This window comes from Sphingomonas sp. SRS2 (genome assembly GCF_000971055.1).
GTDB lineage: Bacteria > Pseudomonadota > Alphaproteobacteria > Sphingomonadales > Sphingomonadaceae > Rhizorhabdus.
Genome location: NZ_LARW01000058.1, coordinates 40,702 through 59,389, shown reverse-complemented (window position 1 = coordinate 59,389; position 18,688 = coordinate 40,702). Strand labels below are relative to the sequence as shown.

Sequence of the window (18,688 nt, the reverse complement as noted above, 5' to 3'; positions counted from 1 at the left end):
CATTTTTCTGCCAGACTTAATTTGCATCAAGTCTGGTGTATCATTGTTGCGCTGCAACCTTTTCCTCAGTCGAGCATTTAGCATGCGTGGCCCCTCGTCTTTGGTCGAGGAAGCGGAGGATGAGCGGAATGGACATTGCCCGGCGGATCAACCATGTCGCGATCATTGGCAACCATCCGCCCCGCCGGTGCGGTATCGCCACCTTCACTAACGATGTCCGCCAGGCGCTGACCGCTGCCCGTCCCGATGTTCGCGCCGATGTCTATGCGATGGACGAGCCCGGCTCGCTCCACGCCTATCCCGATCATGTCGTCTGCCAGATTTCCCAGAACGACCTCGCCGACTATCGCGCCGCCGCGCGCCGGATAAACGACAGCGGCGCGCAGATCGTCTGCGTCCAGCATGAATATGGAATCTTTGGCGGGGCGGCGGGTGTGCTGCTGTTCCAGCTTCTCGATCATCTCCAGGCGGCCGTCGTGGTCACCCTCCACACGGTCCTCGAACATCCCGACGCCGATCAGCGCGATGTGATCGAACGGCTCGCGCGCCGCGCGTCGAAGCTGATCGTGATGGCCGAAAAGGGCCGCTTCCTGCTCGAGCAGGTTCATGGCATCGCGCGTGAGAAGATCGTGGTCGTGCCGCATGGCGTGCCCGATCGGCCGCTCGCCGATATTGCCGCAGCCAAGCGCCGTTTCGGTTTTTCGGGGCGGCAGATATTGCTGACCTTCGGCCTGTTGTCGCCGAACAAGGGGATTGAGACGATCGTCCGTGCGCTGCCGGCAATCGTCGCGGAGCATCCCGATGCGCTCTATGTCGTGCTCGGCGCGACCCATCCGCATCTCGTCGCGCGCGATGGGGAGGCCTATCGCGAAAGCATCCTCCAATTGGCGCAGGAGCTCGGTGTCGAGAAGCATCTCCGTTTCATCAACGAATTCGCCGAAAGCGAGCGGTTGCTCGACTATCTCGAAGCGGTCGACATCTATGTGACGCCCTATCTCAACGAGGCGCAGATCACGAGCGGAACGCTGTCCTACGCGGTGGCGCTCGGCAAACCGGTCGTGTCGTCGCCCTATTGGCACGCCGTCGAGGTTGTGACGCCGGAGACGGGCGCGCTCGCGCCGTTCGGCGACCATGCCGCCTTCGCCCGGGAAATATCGGCGTTGCTCGCCGACGATGTCCGTCGCGAGCGGGCACGGCGGGGCGCCTATGCGCTTGGCCGCACTATGATCTGGCCCCGTCTTGCGAAGGCATATCTGGAGATATTCGACATGGCGGTTTCGCAACATCCGGTACGGTTGCCCGTGGTACTGCGCCATCCTCCCGCCGAGGCGCGGCTCGATGGCGTCGAGGCGCTGACCGACAGCTGCGGGATAATGCAGCATTCGATCTTCTCGATTCCCGATCGCGATCATGGCTATTGCGTCGACGACAATGCCCGCGCGCTGATCCTGATGCACCGGCTGGGCGGCGCTCGTGACGCGCGAAGCGAGGCGCTGGCGACGATCTACGCCTCGTTCGTCCAGCATGCCTGGAATTCTTCGACGGGCGCGTTCCGCAACTTCATGTCATACGATCGTCGTTGGCTCGAGGAGGTCGGATCTCAGGACAGCTTCGGCCGGTCGCTATGGTCGATCGGCGTCACCGCCGACGAGGCCGCACGTGAGGATCTGCGCCGCTGGGCCCGCCACCTGTTCGATCAGGTCGCGCCGCATGCGCTGAAGCTCGAGGGCCTGCGCTCGGGTGCTTTCGCGCTGCTCGGCGCGGCGTCGATGCTGCGCGCGGTTCCCGGCCATGAAGGCGCGCTCAGGATTGTCCGGCAGTTCGGCGGCACACTGCATGCGGCGCTGCTTGAATATCGCCGCGCCGATTGGCGTTGGTTCGAGCCCGTACTCGCTTATGATAATGCCCGGCTGCCCGAGGCGCTGCTTCTCGCCGGCAAATTGCTCGGTGACGCCGCGATGAGCGAGGCCGCGCTCGATGCGCTCGATTGGCTCGACGGCGTCCAGACCGCAAAGGCGGGTCATTTCCGCGCCGTCGGCACCGAAAGCTTCGGCCGTCGCTATGCCGCGCCGATGATCTATGATCAGCAACCTTTGGAGGCATGGGCCAGCGCCGACGCTGCGATCACCGCGTTCGAAGCGACCGGTGACCCGCGCTGGCACGAGGCCGCGATGCGGGCATGGCGCTGGTATCTGGGTGAAAACGACCTGGGCCAGCCAATGGCCTCGATGGCGGACGGAATATGCTTCGACGGGCTGATGACCGACCGGGCGAACCTCAACACCGGCGCCGAATCGGTGCTGGCATTCCAGCTTACTTGTTGCGCTATTGCACGTTTGTCGGGAACCGCCGACGATGCGGAGCATTCCGGAGCAGGTGCGGTCGCCATGTGAATGTCAGCCGCTGACCGTATGAGGGGAGACGGCAGGTTTGGTTGAAGTGATCCACACGGCGATGCGGCTGCAGGCGGATGCGTCGCGCGTTGTGGTCCGTCCGTTTCATCTGCCCATCGATCCGGCGAATCCTCATGGCGGGCGGGTAGGCCGTATCGTCAGCGAGGTGCTCGCGTTCGACGAGCAGCAGGCTGACAGCGTTTTGGCGCTGATCTTCAAGGACTTCGAGGCGCGCCACTGGCAGACCCGCAGCGTGTTCAATGAACGCTATGGCCAGATTGCCAAGGCGCTCGGTCTCAACGGCAGCATATCTCCCGTTCAGAAAGAGCTGATCGGCGCCTATTTCTGCCACGAATATAGCTATGCCGCCGCTGCGCTGATGAACCCCAGCATCGTGCTGCACCCCGATCAGTCGGGCCTGTCGCCGGGGTCTCGCCGCGTGATAATGTCGCTGCGCGCGGTGGGGGAGGGGCATATTAGCTCGATCGCCTTCCGCGAGGGAATATTGTCCCCCGGTGCGCACTTCGAATTGGGGCCCGAGCCGCCTTTCGCCATCGCCGCCGCGCTGGGGCGCAATGGGCATGATCTCGGTAACGAGATGATCGAGATCCATCGCCATGAAGATTCGACGATCTCGGGCACGCTGATCTTCCCGATCACCCGCGAGCAATCGAACGGGCTGGAGGATTTGCGCCTGCTCCAGTTTACCCATGACGATGGCTCGGTCGAATGGATCGGCACCTACACCGCCTATGACGGTCGCACGATTCGGTCGGAATTTCTGCGCACCGGCGACTTCCGCAGCTTCCGCATGCAGCCGATCCGCGGCACTTCCGCGCGCAACAAGGGCATGGCGCTGTTCCCGCGCACCGTGAACGGCGACTATATGATGATTGGCCGCCAGGATGGGGAGAACCTCTTCCTGATCCGCTCGCCCGAGATCGACAACTGGGCTGAGGGCGAGTTGCTGATCACGCCCAAATATCCGTGGGAGATGGTGCAGATCGGCAATTGCGGCGCGCCGATCGAACTCGACGAGGGCTGGCTGCTGCTTACCCATGGCGTCGGCGCGATGCGCAAATATTCGATCGGCGCGGTGCTGCTCGACAAGGACGACCCGTCCAAAGTCCTAGGCCGGACGGTCGAGCCGCTGCTCGCCCCGGGCGACGAGGACCGCGAAGGCTACGTGCCCAACGTCGTCTACACCTGCGGGGCGCTCCGACATGGCGACATGCTGTTCATACCCTATGGCGTGGCCGACAGCTCGGTGGCGTTTGCGTTCATTCCCATCGACTCCCTGCTGGCGGCGATGGGGTAAGCCAGCCGCGCGATGGTCGATGCGGCCAATGCCGGTTGACAATCGCCGGCCCCGCCGCCATTGCCGCGCTCCTCTGGCCCGATGGCGGAGTGGTTACGCAGAGCACTGCAAATCCGCCGTCAGGGCCCGGAAATCCGCCAAAGTTTGCAGATTTCACGCTTCGCCCCCCCCTGATTTCAATGACTTACGGGGCGAGTGAAAACTCGTTGGGGATTTTCCACGTCGAGCCGTGTGTATTTATTTGCACAAAGACGCTTGACGCCTTGTGCATCCGTGTGTATTTATATGTGCATGGAACGAGATACGAAAAAGATCATCAAGCAGCTCAAGCGCGAAGGCTGGGAGCTAAAGTCGGTGAGCGGCGCGCACCACAAGTTCACCCGCAACGGCAAGGTGATCATCGTATCGCACCCCAACCGGGACCTGCCAATCGGGACCGCCCGGCAGATAGCAAAGGAAGCGGGGTGGCTCTAGGCCACCCCAACGGAGGATCGATATGAAATATTTCTATGCAGTGGTGCACAAGGATCCGGACAGCGCCTATGGGGTCCACTTCCCCGATCTTCCCGGCTGCTTCTCAGCCTCAGACGATTTGGAAGACGTCCTCTCCAATGCGACCGAGGCGATGGATCTTTGGCTGGAGGATCAGCCCGAGCCCGCCGCGAGCAGCGTTGCGGCGATCCGCGAGGTGGCGGCGGCCGACTTGGCCGAGGGCGCGTTTCTGATCGCGGTTCCGCGCATGACGGTGAGCGGCAAAGTCACCCGAGTGAATCTATCGATGGATGCGGGAACGCTCGCAGCGATCGACGCGGCAGCTGGTGCCCGCAAGCTGACCCGGAGCGCGTTTCTCGCCGAGGCGGCGCGCAACGAAATCCAGGGCAGGCATTGATGGAGGGATCAGATGCCCCCGAAGGCCAAGACATCCGTTGACCGTCCGCGAACCCGCACCGGTAAACGCCAGAAGATTTCTATCGAGATCGACCGGGACATTTTGGATCATTACGTTCGGCTCGGGCCTGACTGGCAGTCGCGCATGAGCGAAGCGCTGCGCAGGGCGGTTGAGCTTTGAGCATCTAGCTACGGGGGAAGGCCATCACGAACCGCGCGATCGCTATGATCCAGGCAGCGGCCGAGCTTGACCCGCCTCCCGCGATGGTGGCGGCTAAGCCATGCCGCCGAGCGTGACCTCCGCGCCGCCATCCGGAACTATGATGTCACCAACTTTGCTCAGACCCTCAACGATGATCCGAAAAGCTACTTCGGCCTGCCAGTCGAGATCGTCGATAGCGATTGCGATATCGAAATGATTGTGGAGGGTGATATGCGCCTTGGCAGCTACGCTCAACCGACGCGCTGTCGTCGATTGTGGGCATTGCCTTCGACACGACGACGCGCAAATAGGCGTCAGTTCTCCCATACCTTCAGGCTGCGAACGCGCATCTCGCCGGAACCGTCGTCATAGGGTTTTAGGGTGTCGGGGGTCTTCACCGCAACGTTCATGATCGGATACCAGGTCGATCGGTGGAACGGGTTGACCGCCTGGTAGACCTCGAGCCCGTCAATGAAGATGGTGATATAGTCCTTCTGGATATCGACGAGCCAGCGATGATAGCCCGTCGTCAGGTCGCCGATGCCATAGACGTCCGTGGCGTTGACGACGACCGGCACCGTATACGATCGCCACGATCTCGACCGTTTCGCCGATCGCCTCGACGGACAACCGCTGGACACCGCCTCCGAGGCGGAGGAAGCTGACGACGTCGAACGGCGATTTTTGGAGAAGCGGAACCGTGGCCGTGGCTAAGCTGCCCTACACCTATGTCGTGAAGGGCGTTTATTGGCGCTTTAGGCGTGGCGGGCTCAACTGCCCGCTGCCCGGCCAGCCCGGCGAGTCGGCCTTCCATGCGGCCTATGCCGAGAAGATGGCGGCGGCGGAGCGCAAGCCAGCCGCGATCGACCGCAAGTCGTTCCGCTGGCTGATCAAGCGCTATCGCGAGAGCGCCGAGTTCCGCGCGCTCGCCGACCCGACCCAGCTCGACTACGGCAAGACGCTCGACATCCTCGAAGCCGACGATCTGGCCGACCAGCCCTATCGCTACATCACCTGGGCGATGGTGAAGGCGGTGCGCGACGACTTCGCCGGCACCCCGCGCAAGGCGCACAAGGTCAAGCAGATGGTGTCGGCCCTTTATGGCTGGGCTGACCAGGCGGGGATGGTGCCGGAAAAGTTCAACCCGGCCGCCGGCCTCAAGAAACTCAAGACCAAGGGCGGCGACAAGGAGATCGTCGTCTGGTCCGATCACGAGATCGCTCTGTTCCTCCAGCACGCCAAGCCGCACATCGCGACGCCGGTCATGCTCGCGCTCTATACGGGCCAGCGGCTGTCCGACGTCGTGGCGATGACCTGGTCGCGCTACCAGACCGACATGATCCGCGTCCGCCAGTCGAAGACCAGGGCGCTACTCGACATCGCCTGCCACAGCCTGCTGCGCCGTCACCTCGACGCGATCAAGCCGAAGGGCAGGGCGGTGGTCCCAATGCCCGACAAGGACGTCATCTGCCTGCGCGAGGACGACGTGCCGTGGAGCGCCAACGCTTTCGGCTCCGCCATGTCGCGCGCGGTTCGCGCCACGCCCGGCATGCCGCATGACCGATCGATGCACGGCCTGCGCTATGCGGCCGGATCGACGATGGAGGAGGCCGGTTGCACGGTCGCCGAGATCGAGAGCGTGCTCGGTCACCAGACCTTCAAGATGGCGCTGAAATACGCCTCCCAGCGGCTCCGTGCTAAGGCCGCACTCGCGAAAATCGAGGCCTGACCTAGCCAGATCAGTCCTCGTCTGGCTCGGCGTCATAGGCAGGTTTTACCCACGGGCGCGTTGCGAAGGTAGCCTTGCAGCGGGAGCAGCTATGCACAACTTGGCGCGCGTCGTTGCCACGCCCCTGAAACTGCAAGATCGACTTCTGGCCATCATCGAAGCAACGGGTGCACAGCCAGTAAGGCGGATCGTCGCGCCGCTCATCCGGCCGCAGCATATAGGCGAACGTGCCCACCCCGATGTTCTTGAGTTCATAGCGCTGCTTCTCGGACGACCAGTCCCGAAGCCGCTGGATTTCCGCGGTCAGTTCGTTGACGCGCTGTGCACTGGCCGTCTGCGCTTCCTGCGCGGCAAAGAGCCCTTGCTGCGCTTCGAGAATGTGCCCCTGCAATGTCAGCTTCACATCGTTGATGGCGGCGGCTGTCTGGATGCCGTTGAGCGCCTGGACGATGTCCTTTGCCGCCTTGAGACTTCCCAGTCCGGCACCGATTGCCTCGATCATGATATGCTCCCCTTTAGCCGATCACCCTATCATCAGCAGGGACATTTGTAAGGCTTCTGGTGGGGAGGAACGAATCACGCACGAATTATCCGACTGCAAACTTGACGGATCCGACTGCAAACTCTAGAGCCCGCTGACCACGAAAAACCCCGTTTTTCAACGTTTGGCCCGATGGCGGAGTGGTTACGCAGAGGACTGCAAATCCTTGCACGCCGGTTCGATTCCGGCTCGGGCCTCCACTTCCCGCACTATTGCTCCTCGCTAACTTCGCGTCCGTCGCGGAGGAGATCGCGCTTGGCTGGAATGCCGCGACGCGATAAAGCCTTGAACCTCGCCTTACTGTATTGTAGGGATAAGACACTAAATAGCGGGAAACCCCAGTGACCGAGCAGAATTTCGAGCAGATGCGCCGAGCCATGGTCGTCAGCCAGCTGCGGACCACCGGCGTCAGTGACGCTCGGGTCGTGTCCGTCATGGGCGATGTGGCGCGCGAACGCTTCGTTCCGGCCGACAAGGCGCAGACCGCCTATTCGGATATCGCTCTGCCGATCGGCGGCGGGCGGGCGCTCAATCCGCCGATGGTGACGGGACGGCTGCTGACCGAAGCGCGGATCGCGCCGGGCGAGACCGTGCTCGTTGTTGGCGCGGCGACGGGCTACACCGTAGCACTGCTCGAAAAGCTGGGCGCGACGGTCGTCGCTGTCGAGGAGGATGCCGATCTGCTCGCGACGGGCAAGGCGGCTGTGCCTGGCGCGACCTGGGTCAAGGCGGCGCTCAACGCGGGCAGCAAGAAGGGCGCGCCCTATGCGCTGATCGTGCTCGATGGCGCGGTCGAGGAAATTCCGCAGGCGCTGATCGATCAGCTGGCCGATGGCGGCCGGCTGGTCGGGGCCATTATCGACAATGGCGTGACACGGCTCGTTTCGGGCGTGCGCGCCGGGCGTGGGTTCGGGGTCAAGGCGTTCGCCGATGCCGATGCCGCCCGCCTGCCCGGTTTCGCGACACCGGCGGCCTTCAGTTTCTGAGAGGGATGATCCGGGTGAGTTTCAAGCTTGGTAACGGGTCGGCGATGCGCCGCTGGGGTGTCTCGGTCGCGGCGGTGATGGCGGCTGGCCTCTCGGGTCCCGCGTTCGCCGATACGTTGCGCGATGCGCTCGCCCAGACCTATGCGGCCAACCCGACGCTGACCGGCGCGCGCGCCGGCCTGCGCGCCACCGACGAGGATGTCGCGATCGCCCGCGCCCAGGGCCTGCCCGATGTGAGCGCGACCGCCGCCTATAACCGCTTCGTCAAACGTTCGGCAAACAGCTTCACCTCGCCCAAGAAGTCGATCGGCGGATCGGTCACGGCGTCTGTGCCGCTGTTCGAAGGCGGCTTCGTGCGCAATTCGATCAGGGCGGCCAAGGCGCGCGTCGAGCAGGGCCGCGCCAATCTGCAGGCGACCGAGGGCGATGTCTTCACCAGCGCGGTGGCCGCCTATATGGACGTGATCCGCGACACCGCGATCGTCGATCTCAACGCCGGCAATGTGAAGGTGCTGCAGACCAATTTGCAGGCGAGCAACGACCGTTTCGAGGTCGGCGACCTGACCCGCACCGACGTTGCCCAGTCCGAAGCCCGTCTTTCGGTGGCGCGCAGCGATCTTCAGCGCGCGCAGGCCGAACTCGACAACAGCCGGCAAACCTATCTCGAAGTGGTCGGAAAATTCCCCGACAATCTCGAAGCGCCGCCCGCGCTGCCCGGCTTGCCGGCGCTGTCCGACGACGCGGTCGACATCGCCGTAACCAACAATCCCGATCTTGCCGCCGCCAGGCAGGCGTCGCGCGCCGCCGACTATGACATCGGCATCGCCCGGGCGCAGCGGATGCCGCGCATCTCGGCGTTCGGCACCGGCGACTACACCGATTATCAGGGAACGCTGGCCGGTGGTGCGGCGGGCGTGCGGCAGGTCGACAAGACCGCGACTGTCGGCCTCCAGGCCCAGATCCCGATCTTCCAGGGCGGTGAGCCCGGTGCGCGGGTCCGTCAGGCGCAGGCTCGCAAGAGCCAGGCGATCGAGGCGCAGACCGCGGCCGAGCGCGCGGTGATCGCCGACGCGCGGGTCGCCTTCTCCCGCTATCAGGCCGCGCTGGGCGTGATCGATTCGTCGCAGCAGGCAGTTTCGGCCAACGAGCTCGCGCTTGAAGGCGTCCGCGCCGAACAGGGCGTCGGCACCCGCAACGTGCTCGACGTGCTGAACGCGGAGCAGGAGCTGCTCATTTCGCGTTCGACGCTGGTGTCGGCCAAGCGCGACGCCTATGTCGCCGGCTTCGCGCTGCTCGCGGCTATGGGGCGCGCGCAGGCCCGCGATCTCGGCCTCGATGGCGGATCGCTTTACGATCCGGTCGCCAACTACAAGCGGGTCAACAGCCGCATCTGGGACTGGGACGAGGACAAGAAACCGAAGCCGGTCGCAACCACCACGCTGGGCCAGCCGACCGTTTCGGCGGTGCCCCCTTACACGCCGGTGGCAACCTCCAGGAAATAGCCTATATCGGCTCCATGGCCGAAGCGCGTCCCGAACCCTCGATGGAAGATATTCTCGCTTCCATCAAACGCATCATCTCCGACGAACAGACGCCGTCGCCGCAGTCCGTGGCGCCGTCGCGGGTCGAACATGCGCCCATAGCGCCGCCGCCCGCGCCGCGCAGCCCTGGCGAGCCGATGACCGGTTGGCCCCGGCCGGGCGAGTCCCAGCCGCCCGAATCGATTCTCGAACTGACCGAGCGGGTGCCCGGTCGCGTGCCCGATCGCACCGCCGAGGTTCCGCCACCGCCGCCACCGCGCGCAATCCCTGAACCTGCCGCGCCCGTCCAGCGCGCGGTCGAACGGCTGCGTCAGGCCGAGGCCGAAATGCCGCAGCCGGCCGCGCCGCGTCCGGTGCCGCGCGACCTGATGCCGCGCACGCCCACCCCCCGTCCGGCCGGGGGCGATATCACCCTCGACGCGCTGGTCCGCGACGCGCTTCAGCCGATCCTGAGCGACTGGATCGAGCGGAACCTGCCCGACATGGTCGAGCGGCTTGTCCAGGCCGAAATCCGCCGGATGACCGAGAAGGACGGCTGACCGAAGGGAGTGTGTACCACTCCACTGATACAGCTCTTGCGCCGACCTGCATTTGGCTTAGTCTTGCGCCATGCAAAAACTCCCGCTCCTGGCCATTGGCCTCGCCGCGGGCATCGGCGCCACCGCGCATGCCCGCCCGCTCACCATCGAAGATGTCGTCTCGCTCTCGCGCATCGGTGCGGCCGATGTGTCGCCCGACGGCCGCTGGCTCGTCTGGGATCAGCGCGGAACCGATATGGCCGCGAACAAGGGCCGTACCGATCTGTGGCGGCTCGACCTGTCGAGAAAGGGAGCTGTCCCGGAGAAGCTCGCGGCCGATCCCGCGCTGAACGAAGCCGCCCCGGCCTTTTCGCCCGATGGGCAATGGGTATTCTTCACCGCCGCTAAGGGCGACAAGACCGCGCTGTGGCGCGTGGCCGTCGCGGGGGGCGCGCCCGAACTTGTCGCCGATCAGGACATCAGCGGCTTCAGGATCGCGCCGACCGGCGACAAGCTGCTCGTCTGGGCCGATCGCCCGGTCGGCGCAAAGTCGCTCGCCGACACGCGGGCCGCCGCGAAGGGCGGTAGCGCACGCACCTACGACCATTATTTCATTCGCCACTGGGACACATGGGCCGATGGCCAGCGCTCCCAGATATTCGTGTTGCCGCTGAGTGGAGGCAAGACCAGCGGCGATGGCATTCCGATCGTCGGTGCGCTGGTCGGCGATACGCCCTCCAAGCCGTTCGGCGATGGTAGCGAAGTCGCGTGGAGCAAGGACGGCCGGACCGTCTACTTCACCCTGCGCGAGGCCGGGAAGACCGAGCCGCTATCGACCAACCTCGACATCTTCGCCGCGCCAGCGGACGGATCGGCGGCCCCGGTCAACCTGACCGACGCCAATGACGGCACCGACACGCTCCCGGTCGTGTCGCCCGATGGAAAGTGGCTCGCCTATGTCGCGATGAAGCGGCCCGGCTACGAAGCGGACCGGCAGGTGATCCAGCTCCGCAATCTGGCGACGGGCGAGGTCCGCGCGCTGACCGAGGCGTGGGACCGGTCGGTCGGCAGCTTGACCTGGAGCAGGGACGGCAAGTCGCTCTATGTGACTGCGCAGGACACCGGCGATGATCCCGTGTTCGCGGTATCGGTTGCGACCGGCAAGCCGACCCGGCTGACCGGGGACGGCAGCGCGGGGACGCTGCTCGCGACGCCGAAGGGCTATATCTACGCGCTCAACAGCATCACCGCGCCGTCGGACTTCTATTCGGGAACTGGCAAGGGCAAGCCGGTGCGGCTGACCGCGGTGAACAAGGACAAGCTGGCGGGCATCGAGATGCCGGCGGTTGAGCATTTCAGCTTCAAGGGTGCGAACGGCGACACCGTCTGGGCCTATGCGGTCAAGCCGGCGGGGCTCGCCCCCGCCGCCAAAGCCCCGGTCGCCTTCCTGATCCATGGCGGGCCGCAGGGATCGTTCGGCAATGGCTGGTCCTATCGCTGGAATCCGGCGGTGTTCGCGGGCGCGGGCTATGGCGCGGTGATGGTCGATTTCCACGGCTCGACCGGTTATGGTCAGGCCTTCACCGATGCGATCAACCAGGACTGGGGCGGCAAGCCGCTCGAAGATCTCAAACTCGGCCTCGCCGCCGCGACGGCGAAGTACAGCTGGCTCGACGGCAGCAATGCCTGCGCGGCGGGCGGCTCCTATGGCGGCTATATGGTCAACTGGATCGCCAGCCAGTGGGCCGACGGCTTCAAATGCCTCGTCAGCCACGCCGGCGTCTTCGATGCCCGCGCGATGGCCTATGAAACCGAAGAGCTATGGTTCGACGAATGGGAACATGGCGGCCCCTATCATGAGGTCGCGTCGAACTACGAGAAGTGGAACCCGGTCAACCATGTTACCGCCTGGAAGACTCCGATCCTCGTCCTGCACGGCGAGAAGGATTTCCGCATTCCCTATACCCAGGGCATCGGCGTGTTCACTGCCGCCCAGCGTCGCGGTGTCGAAAGCCGGTTGGTGATGTTCCCCGACGAGAACCACTGGATACTCAAGCCGAAGAACAGCATCCAATGGTATGGCGAGGTACTCGGCTGGATGGGAAAATATCGCGGGAAGTGATTGTCCCTGTTTCCTGATCGTCACCCCGGCGCAGGCTGGGGTCTCGGGAGGATAGCGCGCCCTTGCGCCCCCCGAGATCCCAGCCTGCGCTGGAATGACGCTTTTTGCATGTCGCGTAAAAACGGGTGGCGTCCGCCCGCATTCCCCCGCTAAAGCCAGCCCCATCATGACGATAGACAAGACGTTCGACCCCGCCGCCATCGAAGCGCGTTGGTATAAATATTGGGAAGAGCAGGGGCTGTTCCGCCCCGAGCGCCCCGATGCCGAACCGTACACGATCGTCATCCCGCCGCCCAATGTCACCGGTAGCCTGCATATCGGCCATGCGCTTGATGACACGCTGCAGGACGTGCTGATCCGTCACGCCCGGCTGAAGGGCAAGGACGCGCTATGGGTGGTCGGCACCGATCATGCCGGCATCGCGACCCAGATGGTGGTCGAGCGGCAGCTCAACGCCGCCGGCCAAAAGCGCACCGATTTCAGCCGCGACGAGTTCATCGCGAAGGTCTGGGAATGGAAGGAAGAGAGCGGCGGCACGATCACCCGTCAACTCCGCCGTCTCGGCGCGTCATGCGACTGGGCGAACGAGCGCTTTACCATGGACGAGGGCTTCTCGAAGGCCGTCCTCAAGGTGTTCGTCGATCTCTACAATCAGAAGCTGCTCTATCGCGACAAGCGGCTGGTGAACTGGGATCCCGGCCTGAAGACCGCGATCTCCGATCTCGAGGTTGAAACGAAGGAAATCCAAGGGAAATTCTGGCATTTCTCCTATCCGCTCGCCGATGGTTCCGGCGCGATTTCGGTCGCGACGACGCGGCCTGAAACGATGCTCGCCGACATGGCGGTCGCGGTGAATCCGGAGGATGATCGCTACAAGGCGTTGATCGGCAAGCAGGTGAGGCTGCCAATCACCGGCCGGCTGATTCCGATCGTCGCCGACGAGCATGCCGATCCGGAACTGGGCTCGGGCGCGGTGAAGATTACGCCGGGGCACGACTTCAACGATTTCGAGGTGGGTAAGCGCGCGGGCTTCAAGGCCGGCCAGATGCTCAACATGCTCGATGCCGAGGCGAAGGTCGTCCAGACCTCGGACGGCCTGATCCCGCCGGACTATCTTGGCCTCGACCGCTTCGAGGCGCGCGGCAAGGTGATCGATGCGATCGACGACGCCGGCCTGCTGGAGAAGATCGAGGACCGGATCATCCAGACGCCCTATGGCGACCGCTCGGGCGTGGTGATCGAGCCCTGGCTCACCGACCAATGGTATGTCGATGCCGAGACGCTGGCGAAGCCCGCGATCGAAGCGGTGCGATCGGGCGCGATCAAGGTCGTCCCCGAAAGCTGGACCAAGACCTATTATAACTGGCTTGAAAATATCCAGCCGTGGTGCGTCTCGCGCCAGCTCTGGTGGGGGCATCAGATCCCGGCCTGGTATAACGAGGACGGCGAGGTTTACGTCGCTGAGGACGAGGCAGGCGCGCAGGCGCTGGCGGGCGCGGGCCGGAAACTGACCCGTGACAGCGACGTGCTCGACACCTGGTTCTCCTCGGCACTGTGGCCGTTCGGCACGCTCGGCTGGCCCGACGCGCCGTTGCAGGGCGATCCGGCGGGGGCGGGGCGCTCGCTGCTGACGCGCCATTATCCCAATGACGTGCTGATCTCGGGCTTCGATATCCTGTTCTTCTGGGATGCCCGCATGATCATGCAGGGTTTGCACTTCATGGGCGAAGTGCCTTTCAAGACCTTGTATCTGCACGGACTTGTCCGTGCCGCCGATGGCTCGAAGATGTCGAAGTCCAAGGGCAACACCGTCGATCCTCTCGGCCTGATCGACAAATATGGCGCCGATGCGCTGCGCTTCACGCTCACAGCCATGGAGAGCCAGGGCCGCGACATCAAACTCGATGAGAAACGCGTCGAGGGCTATCGCAACTTCGCGACCAAGCTGTGGAACGCCGCACGCTTCGCGCAGGGCAACGGCATCGGAGCATCGGCGTCGATCGCGGCGCCGAAGGCGGAGCTGGCGGTCAATCGCTGGATCATCGCCGAGACGGTCAAGACGGTGCAGGCGCTCGACCTCGCCATTGCCGACCTGCGCTACGACGAGGCGGCGAACACGATTTACCACTTCACCTGGGCCAGCTTCTGCGACTGGTATATTGAATTGACCAAGCCGCTGCTCGCCGAGGGTGCGGACGAGGGCCATGCCGCCGAGACCCGCGCCGTCGCGGGCTGGGCGCTCGACCAGATCCTGGTGATGCTCCACCCGTTCATGCCCTTCATCACCGAAGAGCTGTGGCATGCGCTGGGCGAGCGGCCATACGACATCATCGTCGCGAAATGGCCGATGGCCGATGCGCGGGCGATCGACCCGGCGGCGCAGCAGGAGATCGACTGGCTGATCCGCATGGTGAGCGAAGTGCGCGGGGCGAGGACCGGGCTGAACGTGCCGCCGGGCGCGCGCATGCCGGCCTATGCGCGTGATGCCAGCGATCTGACGCGGTCGCGGCTCGTGGCGAATGCGGCAGTGATCGCGCGCCTCGCGCGGATCGACTTGGCCGAGGGCGATGCCCCGGTCGGCAGCGCCGCGCAGGTCGTCGTCGATGAAGCGACTTATGTGCTGCCACTGGAAGGCGTGATCGATCTCGACGCCGAGCGCGCGCGCCTGGCCAAGGGGATCGCGGCGGCCAGCAAGGAGCGTGACGGTCTCGCCGCCCGCCTCGGCAATCCCGCCTTCGTCGAAAAGGCCAAGCCCGAAGCGCTCGACAAGGCACGCCGGGACCATGCCGAGAAGAGCCTCGAAGCAGAGCAGCTGAGCGCGGCGTTGGCGCGGCTGGGCTGATCGTACGCTCCGGCGTGGTGAAACCCGGCGCATCTGGTCGTTGGCAAGGCGGAGGGTGCGAACATGCAGCAACAGCTTTCGGTCATCACGCTCGGCATAAGCGATCCCGATCGTTCAAAACGCTTTTACGGAGAAGGCTTCGGCTGGACTCCGGCGTTCGAGAATGACGAGATCGCCTTTTATCAGATGAACGGTTTCGTCCTCGGCATGTGGCTTCAGAGTGCGCTGGAGGCGGACATGCAGCGGCAGGGGCTCGGCCGCCCAGGGGCTTTCGCATTGGCGCATAATGTCGACTCGCCGGAAGCGGTGAAGCAGCTCATCGACAGGCTGGTCGCAGCCGGCGGGACGCTGCTGCGCGAAGGCGATGCGCCGCCCCATGGCGGCTTTCGGGGCTATGTCGCCGATCCGGACGATCATGCCTGGGAAATCGCGTGGAACCCGGCCTGGGCGATCGACGACCGGGGTCTAGTGACCTTCGGCGTCTAGCGGAGCCATCACGCGAACCGCCTTGACGGCGACCCTTGCGGTGAAGGGTGTCTTGGCGAGTACCTCGCCGTCGATCGAGATCTTAAGCGGCGGCACGGTTTCGACCCGGATTTCCCGGCCGCGATACTCGATCGTGGTGTCCTTGCGCGCGCGCAGCCGCAAATAGCTGGTGAACCAGCTCCAGCCGAGCTGCGCGGGCGAACGGCCGACGACCACCTGGACGACGATTTCCCCACTCTGCGGATCGGCCTCGTCGATCAGCTCGACTCCGCCATGGTAGGAGCCGTTGGCGATACGGACCTCCAGCGCGTCGACCGTCTCCCGCACCCCGTCATGGGTAACGATCAGCTTGAACGATTTGAATTTCATCGACTGATAGCTCGCCCAGATCAGATAGCCGAGCCGCCCCAGCGTCTTCTTGAGGACGGGCGGGATATGTCCGCCAATCTTGGTGGACAGGCCGATAGCGGCGCAGTTGCAGTAATAGTCGTCGTCGATCATGCCGAGGTCGATCCGGCGCGGCGCGCCTTCGGCGATCACCTTGATCGCGCCGTCGAGATCAAGCGGTATTTCGAGCGAGCGGGCGAAGCTGTTCGCGGTGCCGAGCGGCAGGATTCCGAAGATGGTGTCGGTGCCGACGAGTTGATCGACGGCGCAGGACAGCGATCCGTCGCCACCGCCGATGATCAGCATCGACGGCTTGCGCGCCACGGCCTCGGCCACTTTGTCGTTCAGCGTGCCCGGCTCGTCGATCGCGATCGCGTCCAGCAGGTCGACGCCCGCCGCACGCAGCCCGGCGCAGGCGGCGTCATATTGCTTTCGGCCCTGGCGAGACAGGGCGTTGACGATCAGGATGGCGGAGCGGGCAGGGGATTGGGGATCAGTCATGCAGCGGGCCAACGCGCGACTGTCTGTTTCGGGTCCAGACCGTTCGCGTAGCGTGGCTTTGCACCCCAAGCCTCCAGCCGCTAAAGCACCGCGCATGACTCACGCCTCCTATCCCGCGCTTCGCCTGCGTCGCCCGCGCCGTCATGGCTGGAGCCGTGCCATGTTCGCCGAACAGGTGCTGACCCCCTCCGACCTGATCTGGCCGCTGTTCATCGCCAATGGCGCGGATGTCGAGCCGATCGCCTCGCTGCCCGGCGTATCGCGCTGGCCACTCGCACAGCTTGCCGATCGCGCGCGGGAAGCGAAGGCCGCCGGGATCCCGTGCCTCGCGCTGTTTCCTAACACGCCGCGCGAATTGCGCAGCGACGACGGGCGCGAGGCGCTCAATCCCGACAATCTGATGTGCCGGGGGATCCGGGCGATCAAGGACGCGGTGCCCGATATCGGCGTGCTGACCGATGTCGCGCTCGATCCCTATACCAGCCATGGCCATGACGGGCTGGTCGACGCCACCGGCCATGTCCTGAACGATCCCACCAGCGGGGTGCTGGTTGCCCAGGCGCTGGTGCAGGCTGAGGCGGGCAGCGACATCGTCGCTCCGTCCGACATGATGGACGGGCGCGTCGGCGCGATCCGGGCGGCGCTGGAGGCGAGTGGCCATGTCGACATCCAGATCATGGCGTATGCTGCCAAATATGCCTCCGCCTTCTACGGCCCGTTCCGTGACGCGGTCGATACGCGTGGCCTGCTGAAAGGCGACAAGAAGGGCTATCAGATGGACCCTGCCAATGCCGAGGAGGCGCTGCGCGAGGTCGCGCTGGACTTGGCCGAGGGCGCGGACAGCGTGATGGTGAAGCCGGGGCTGCCCTATCTCGACATCGTCCGGCTCGTGAAGGAGCGCTTCGAGGTGCCGGTGTTCGCTTATCAGGTGTCGGGCGAATATGCGATGATCGAGCACGCCGTGGCTGCCGGGGCGGCCGATCGCGACGCGATGGTGCTGGAGACGCTGATGGCGTTCAAGCGCGCCGGGGCGTCGGGGGTGCTGACCTACCATGCGCTCCATGCGGCGCGCCTGCTCGGCGCATGATCGAGACCGAGCGTTTGGTGTTGCGCGGCTGGGTCGAGGCCGACAAGGCGCCGTTCCACGCGATGGGCAACGACCCGGCGGTGATGGAGTATCTCGGTCCGCCGTTGGGTCATGACGATATTGATGTCATGACCGCGCGGCAGAATGGGTTCCTTGCCGATGCCGGCTATTGCTTCTGGGCGGTTGAGCGAAAGCAAGACGGAGCCTTTCTGGGTTTTTGCGGGCTGAAACCGGGCGCGATCAGCACGCCGATCGAAGGACGTGTCGAAATCGGCTGGCGGCTGGCCGCCGCGCATTGGGGCGCGGGCTATGCGCGCGAGGCAGCTGCCGCCAGCCTTGCCTGGGGCTGGGCCAATACCGATGCCGACGCGATCTGGGCGATGACCGTGCCCGCCAACAGCCGGAGCTGGGGCTTGATGGAACGGCTCGGCATGCAACGCCGGCGCGATCTGGATTTCAACCATCCCCAGCCGGGCCTCGAAGAACGGCTGAAACCGCATATCGTCTACACTATCGGAAGACCCGCATGAGCAACGACGCAACCATCCTGACCTATGAGGGCACCACCCCCAAGATCGATCCTGACGCATTCGTCGCACCCGGAGCGCGAGTGATCGGCAATGTCGAGATCGGCGCGGAGTCGAGCATCTGGTACAATGTCGTCATCCGGGGCGATGTGCATCATATCCGCATCGGCGCACGCACCAACGTCCAGGATGGCAGCGTCATCCATATCTCGGCCGGCACTCACTCCACGGTGATCGGTGACGATGTCCTGATCGGCCATCTCGCAATGGTCCATGGCTGCACGCTGCACGACCGCGCCTTTGTCGGCTTCGGCGCGATCGTGATGGACGGCTGTGTCATCGAGTCGGATGGGATGCTGGCGGCGGGCGCGATGCTGACCCCCGGCAAACGCATCCCCGCCGGCCAGCTGTGGAGCGGCCGCCCGGCCAAATATATGCGTGACCTGACGCCCGAGGAGATCGCCCGGAATCAAAAAGGCGTTGCGGGCTATGTCGTCGAAGGGCGGAAGCACAAGGCGGCGGTCGCGAAGGGCTGAGGAGATCCCGGGCCGGCGGACGTCAAACATTGCCCCGTCCCGGCGCCGCGCCTATCTTGATCGCAACACGATCGAGGTTCCTCC

19 protein-coding genes and 1 tRNA gene are annotated in these 18,688 nt (G+C 64.7%); 16 read left to right on the top strand and 4 right to left on the bottom strand.

Annotated elements, in window-relative coordinates; genetic code table 11:
- Positions 1-119: 119 nt before the first annotated feature.
- The 5 genes from WP12_RS05000 to WP12_RS23920 all read left to right on the top strand — a co-directional run bounded on the left by WP12_RS05000 (position 120) and on the right by WP12_RS23920 (position 4,780).
- A complete protein-coding gene (locus WP12_RS05000) occupies positions 120-2,393 on the top strand; it encodes a glycosyltransferase family 4 protein (RefSeq protein ID WP_046192655.1) in 2,274 nt (757 codons plus the stop codon).
- A gap of 37 nt (positions 2,394-2,430) precedes the next feature.
- Positions 2,431-3,711 carry a glycoside hydrolase family 130 protein gene (locus WP12_RS04995; RefSeq protein WP_235398971.1) on the top strand — a complete coding sequence of 427 codons (1,281 nt, stop codon included), beginning with the start codon at positions 2,431-2,433 and terminating at the stop codon, positions 3,709-3,711.
- 291 nt (positions 3,712-4,002) lie between these two features.
- Positions 4,003-4,185 (top strand): type II toxin-antitoxin system HicA family toxin, encoded by a 183-nt coding sequence (locus tag WP12_RS04990; protein ID WP_046192654.1) that lies wholly within the window; start codon positions 4,003-4,005, stop codon positions 4,183-4,185.
- Positions 4,186-4,207: 22 nt separating this feature from the next.
- Positions 4,208-4,600 carry a type II toxin-antitoxin system HicB family antitoxin gene (locus WP12_RS04985; protein WP_046192653.1) on the top strand — a complete coding sequence of 131 codons (393 nt, stop codon included), beginning with the start codon at positions 4,208-4,210 and terminating at the stop codon, positions 4,598-4,600.
- Positions 4,601-4,612: 12 nt separating this feature from the next.
- Complete coding sequence (locus tag WP12_RS23920; protein ID WP_084690966.1) at positions 4,613-4,780, top strand: BrnA antitoxin family protein; 168 nt, start codon at positions 4,613-4,615, stop codon at positions 4,778-4,780.
- Between the two features lie 93 nt (positions 4,781-4,873).
- Here the strand turns inward: WP12_RS23920 and WP12_RS04980 are convergent, their stop codons facing one another.
- Together WP12_RS04980 and WP12_RS04975 are read right to left on the bottom strand one after the other, a co-directional pair.
- A complete protein-coding gene (locus WP12_RS04980) occupies positions 4,874-5,056 on the bottom strand; it encodes a hypothetical protein (protein WP_046192652.1) in 183 nt (60 codons plus the stop codon).
- Positions 5,057-5,115: 59 nt separating this feature from the next.
- A complete protein-coding gene (locus WP12_RS04975; protein WP_046192651.1) occupies positions 5,116-5,379 on the bottom strand; it encodes a hypothetical protein in 264 nt (87 codons plus the stop codon).
- 128 nt (positions 5,380-5,507) lie between these two features.
- Between WP12_RS04975 and WP12_RS04970 the strand changes: the two genes are divergently transcribed.
- The gene (locus WP12_RS04970; protein ID WP_152663898.1) at positions 5,508-6,530 is read left to right on the top strand and encodes a tyrosine-type recombinase/integrase; all 1,023 of its coding nucleotides are present in this window, start codon (positions 5,508-5,510) and stop codon (positions 6,528-6,530) included.
- 10 nt (positions 6,531-6,540) lie between these two features.
- Here the strand turns inward: WP12_RS04970 and WP12_RS04965 are convergent, their stop codons facing one another.
- Entirely contained in the window at positions 6,541-7,032 is a 492-nt protein-coding gene (locus WP12_RS04965) for a hypothetical protein (RefSeq protein ID WP_046192649.1), read from the bottom strand.
- A gap of 165 nt (positions 7,033-7,197) precedes the next feature.
- On the opposite strand from WP12_RS04965, the gene WP12_RS04960 reads away from it, so the two are divergent.
- From WP12_RS04960 to WP12_RS04930, 7 genes are all read left to right on the top strand, one after another.
- A tRNA-Cys gene (locus WP12_RS04960) sits at positions 7,198-7,271 on the top strand.
- A 141-nt stretch (positions 7,272-7,412) separates the two neighbouring features.
- Entirely contained in the window at positions 7,413-8,057 is a 645-nt protein-coding gene (locus WP12_RS04955) for a protein-L-isoaspartate O-methyltransferase family protein (RefSeq protein ID WP_084690965.1), read from the top strand.
- A gap of 14 nt (positions 8,058-8,071) precedes the next feature.
- Entirely contained in the window at positions 8,072-9,559 is a 1,488-nt protein-coding gene (locus tag WP12_RS04950) for a TolC family outer membrane protein (protein WP_152663897.1), read from the top strand.
- A gap of 14 nt (positions 9,560-9,573) precedes the next feature.
- Positions 9,574-10,137: a DUF2497 domain-containing protein gene (locus WP12_RS04945; protein WP_046192647.1), complete on the top strand. Its 564-nt coding sequence runs from the start codon at positions 9,574-9,576 to the stop codon at positions 10,135-10,137.
- Between the two features lie 70 nt (positions 10,138-10,207).
- A complete protein-coding gene (locus WP12_RS04940) occupies positions 10,208-12,238 on the top strand; it encodes a dipeptidyl-peptidase 5 (RefSeq protein ID WP_046192646.1) in 2,031 nt (676 codons plus the stop codon).
- Positions 12,239-12,404: 166 nt separating this feature from the next.
- On the top strand, positions 12,405-15,080 hold the full coding sequence (locus WP12_RS04935) for a valine--tRNA ligase (RefSeq protein ID WP_046192645.1): 2,676 nt from the start codon (positions 12,405-12,407) through the stop codon (positions 15,078-15,080).
- A 63-nt stretch (positions 15,081-15,143) separates the two neighbouring features.
- Complete coding sequence (locus tag WP12_RS04930; protein WP_046192644.1) at positions 15,144-15,566, top strand: VOC family protein; 423 nt, start codon at positions 15,144-15,146, stop codon at positions 15,564-15,566.
- Here WP12_RS04930 and WP12_RS04925 read toward each other — a convergent pair.
- A complete protein-coding gene (locus tag WP12_RS04925; protein WP_046192643.1) occupies positions 15,546-16,454 on the bottom strand; it encodes a diacylglycerol/lipid kinase family protein in 909 nt (302 codons plus the stop codon). The two genes, WP12_RS04930 and WP12_RS04925, sit on opposite strands and share 21 nt — an antisense overlap.
- A 94-nt stretch (positions 16,455-16,548) precedes the next feature.
- Between WP12_RS04925 and hemB the strand changes: the two genes are divergently transcribed.
- Genes hemB through WP12_RS04910 form a run of 3 tightly spaced genes read left to right on the top strand, consistent with a single transcriptional unit; the run spans position 16,549 to position 18,604 of the window.
- Positions 16,549-17,541 (top strand): porphobilinogen synthase, encoded by a 993-nt coding sequence (gene hemB / locus WP12_RS04920; RefSeq protein WP_046192642.1) that lies wholly within the window; start codon positions 16,549-16,551, stop codon positions 17,539-17,541.
- Positions 17,538-18,071 (top strand): GNAT family N-acetyltransferase, encoded by a 534-nt coding sequence (locus WP12_RS04915; RefSeq protein WP_046192641.1) that lies wholly within the window; start codon positions 17,538-17,540, stop codon positions 18,069-18,071. Before hemB ends, WP12_RS04915 begins: the two co-directional genes overlap by 4 nt.
- Entirely contained in the window at positions 18,068-18,604 is a 537-nt protein-coding gene (locus WP12_RS04910; protein WP_046192640.1) for a gamma carbonic anhydrase family protein, read from the top strand. Before WP12_RS04915 ends, WP12_RS04910 begins: the two co-directional genes overlap by 4 nt.
- Positions 18,605-18,688 lie beyond the last annotated feature (84 nt).

Excerpts from the sequence above, each read along its gene's own strand:
- WP12_RS04935 (WP_046192645.1), top strand. The coding sequence starts at position 12,405 with ATGACGATAGACAAGACGTTCGACCCCGCCGCCATCGAAGCGCGTTGG.
- WP12_RS04915 (WP_046192641.1), top strand. The coding sequence starts at position 17,538 with ATGATCGAGACCGAGCGTTTGGTGTTGCGCGGCTGGGTCGAGGCCGAC.
- WP12_RS04940 (WP_046192646.1), top strand. The coding sequence starts at position 10,208 with ATGCAAAAACTCCCGCTCCTGGCCATTGGCCTCGCCGCGGGCATCGGC.
- WP12_RS04910 (WP_046192640.1), top strand. The coding sequence starts at position 18,068 with ATGAGCAACGACGCAACCATCCTGACCTATGAGGGCACCACCCCCAAG.
- WP12_RS23920 (WP_084690966.1), top strand. The coding sequence starts at position 4,613 with ATGCCCCCGAAGGCCAAGACATCCGTTGACCGTCCGCGAACCCGCACC.
- WP12_RS04985 (WP_046192653.1), top strand. The coding sequence starts at position 4,208 with ATGAAATATTTCTATGCAGTGGTGCACAAGGATCCGGACAGCGCCTAT.
- WP12_RS04945 (WP_046192647.1), top strand. The coding sequence starts at position 9,574 with ATGGCCGAAGCGCGTCCCGAACCCTCGATGGAAGATATTCTCGCTTCC.
- WP12_RS04965 (WP_046192649.1), bottom strand. The coding sequence starts at position 7,032 with ATGATCGAGGCAATCGGTGCCGGACTGGGAAGTCTCAAGGCGGCAAAG.
- WP12_RS04930 (WP_046192644.1), top strand. The coding sequence starts at position 15,144 with ATGCAGCAACAGCTTTCGGTCATCACGCTCGGCATAAGCGATCCCGAT.
- hemB (WP_046192642.1), top strand. The coding sequence starts at position 16,549 with ATGACTCACGCCTCCTATCCCGCGCTTCGCCTGCGTCGCCCGCGCCGT.
- WP12_RS04925 (WP_046192643.1), bottom strand. The coding sequence starts at position 16,454 with ATGACTGATCCCCAATCCCCTGCCCGCTCCGCCATCCTGATCGTCAAC.
- WP12_RS04990 (WP_046192654.1), top strand. The coding sequence starts at position 4,003 with ATGGAACGAGATACGAAAAAGATCATCAAGCAGCTCAAGCGCGAAGGC.
- WP12_RS05000 (WP_046192655.1), top strand. The coding sequence starts at position 120 with ATGAGCGGAATGGACATTGCCCGGCGGATCAACCATGTCGCGATCATT.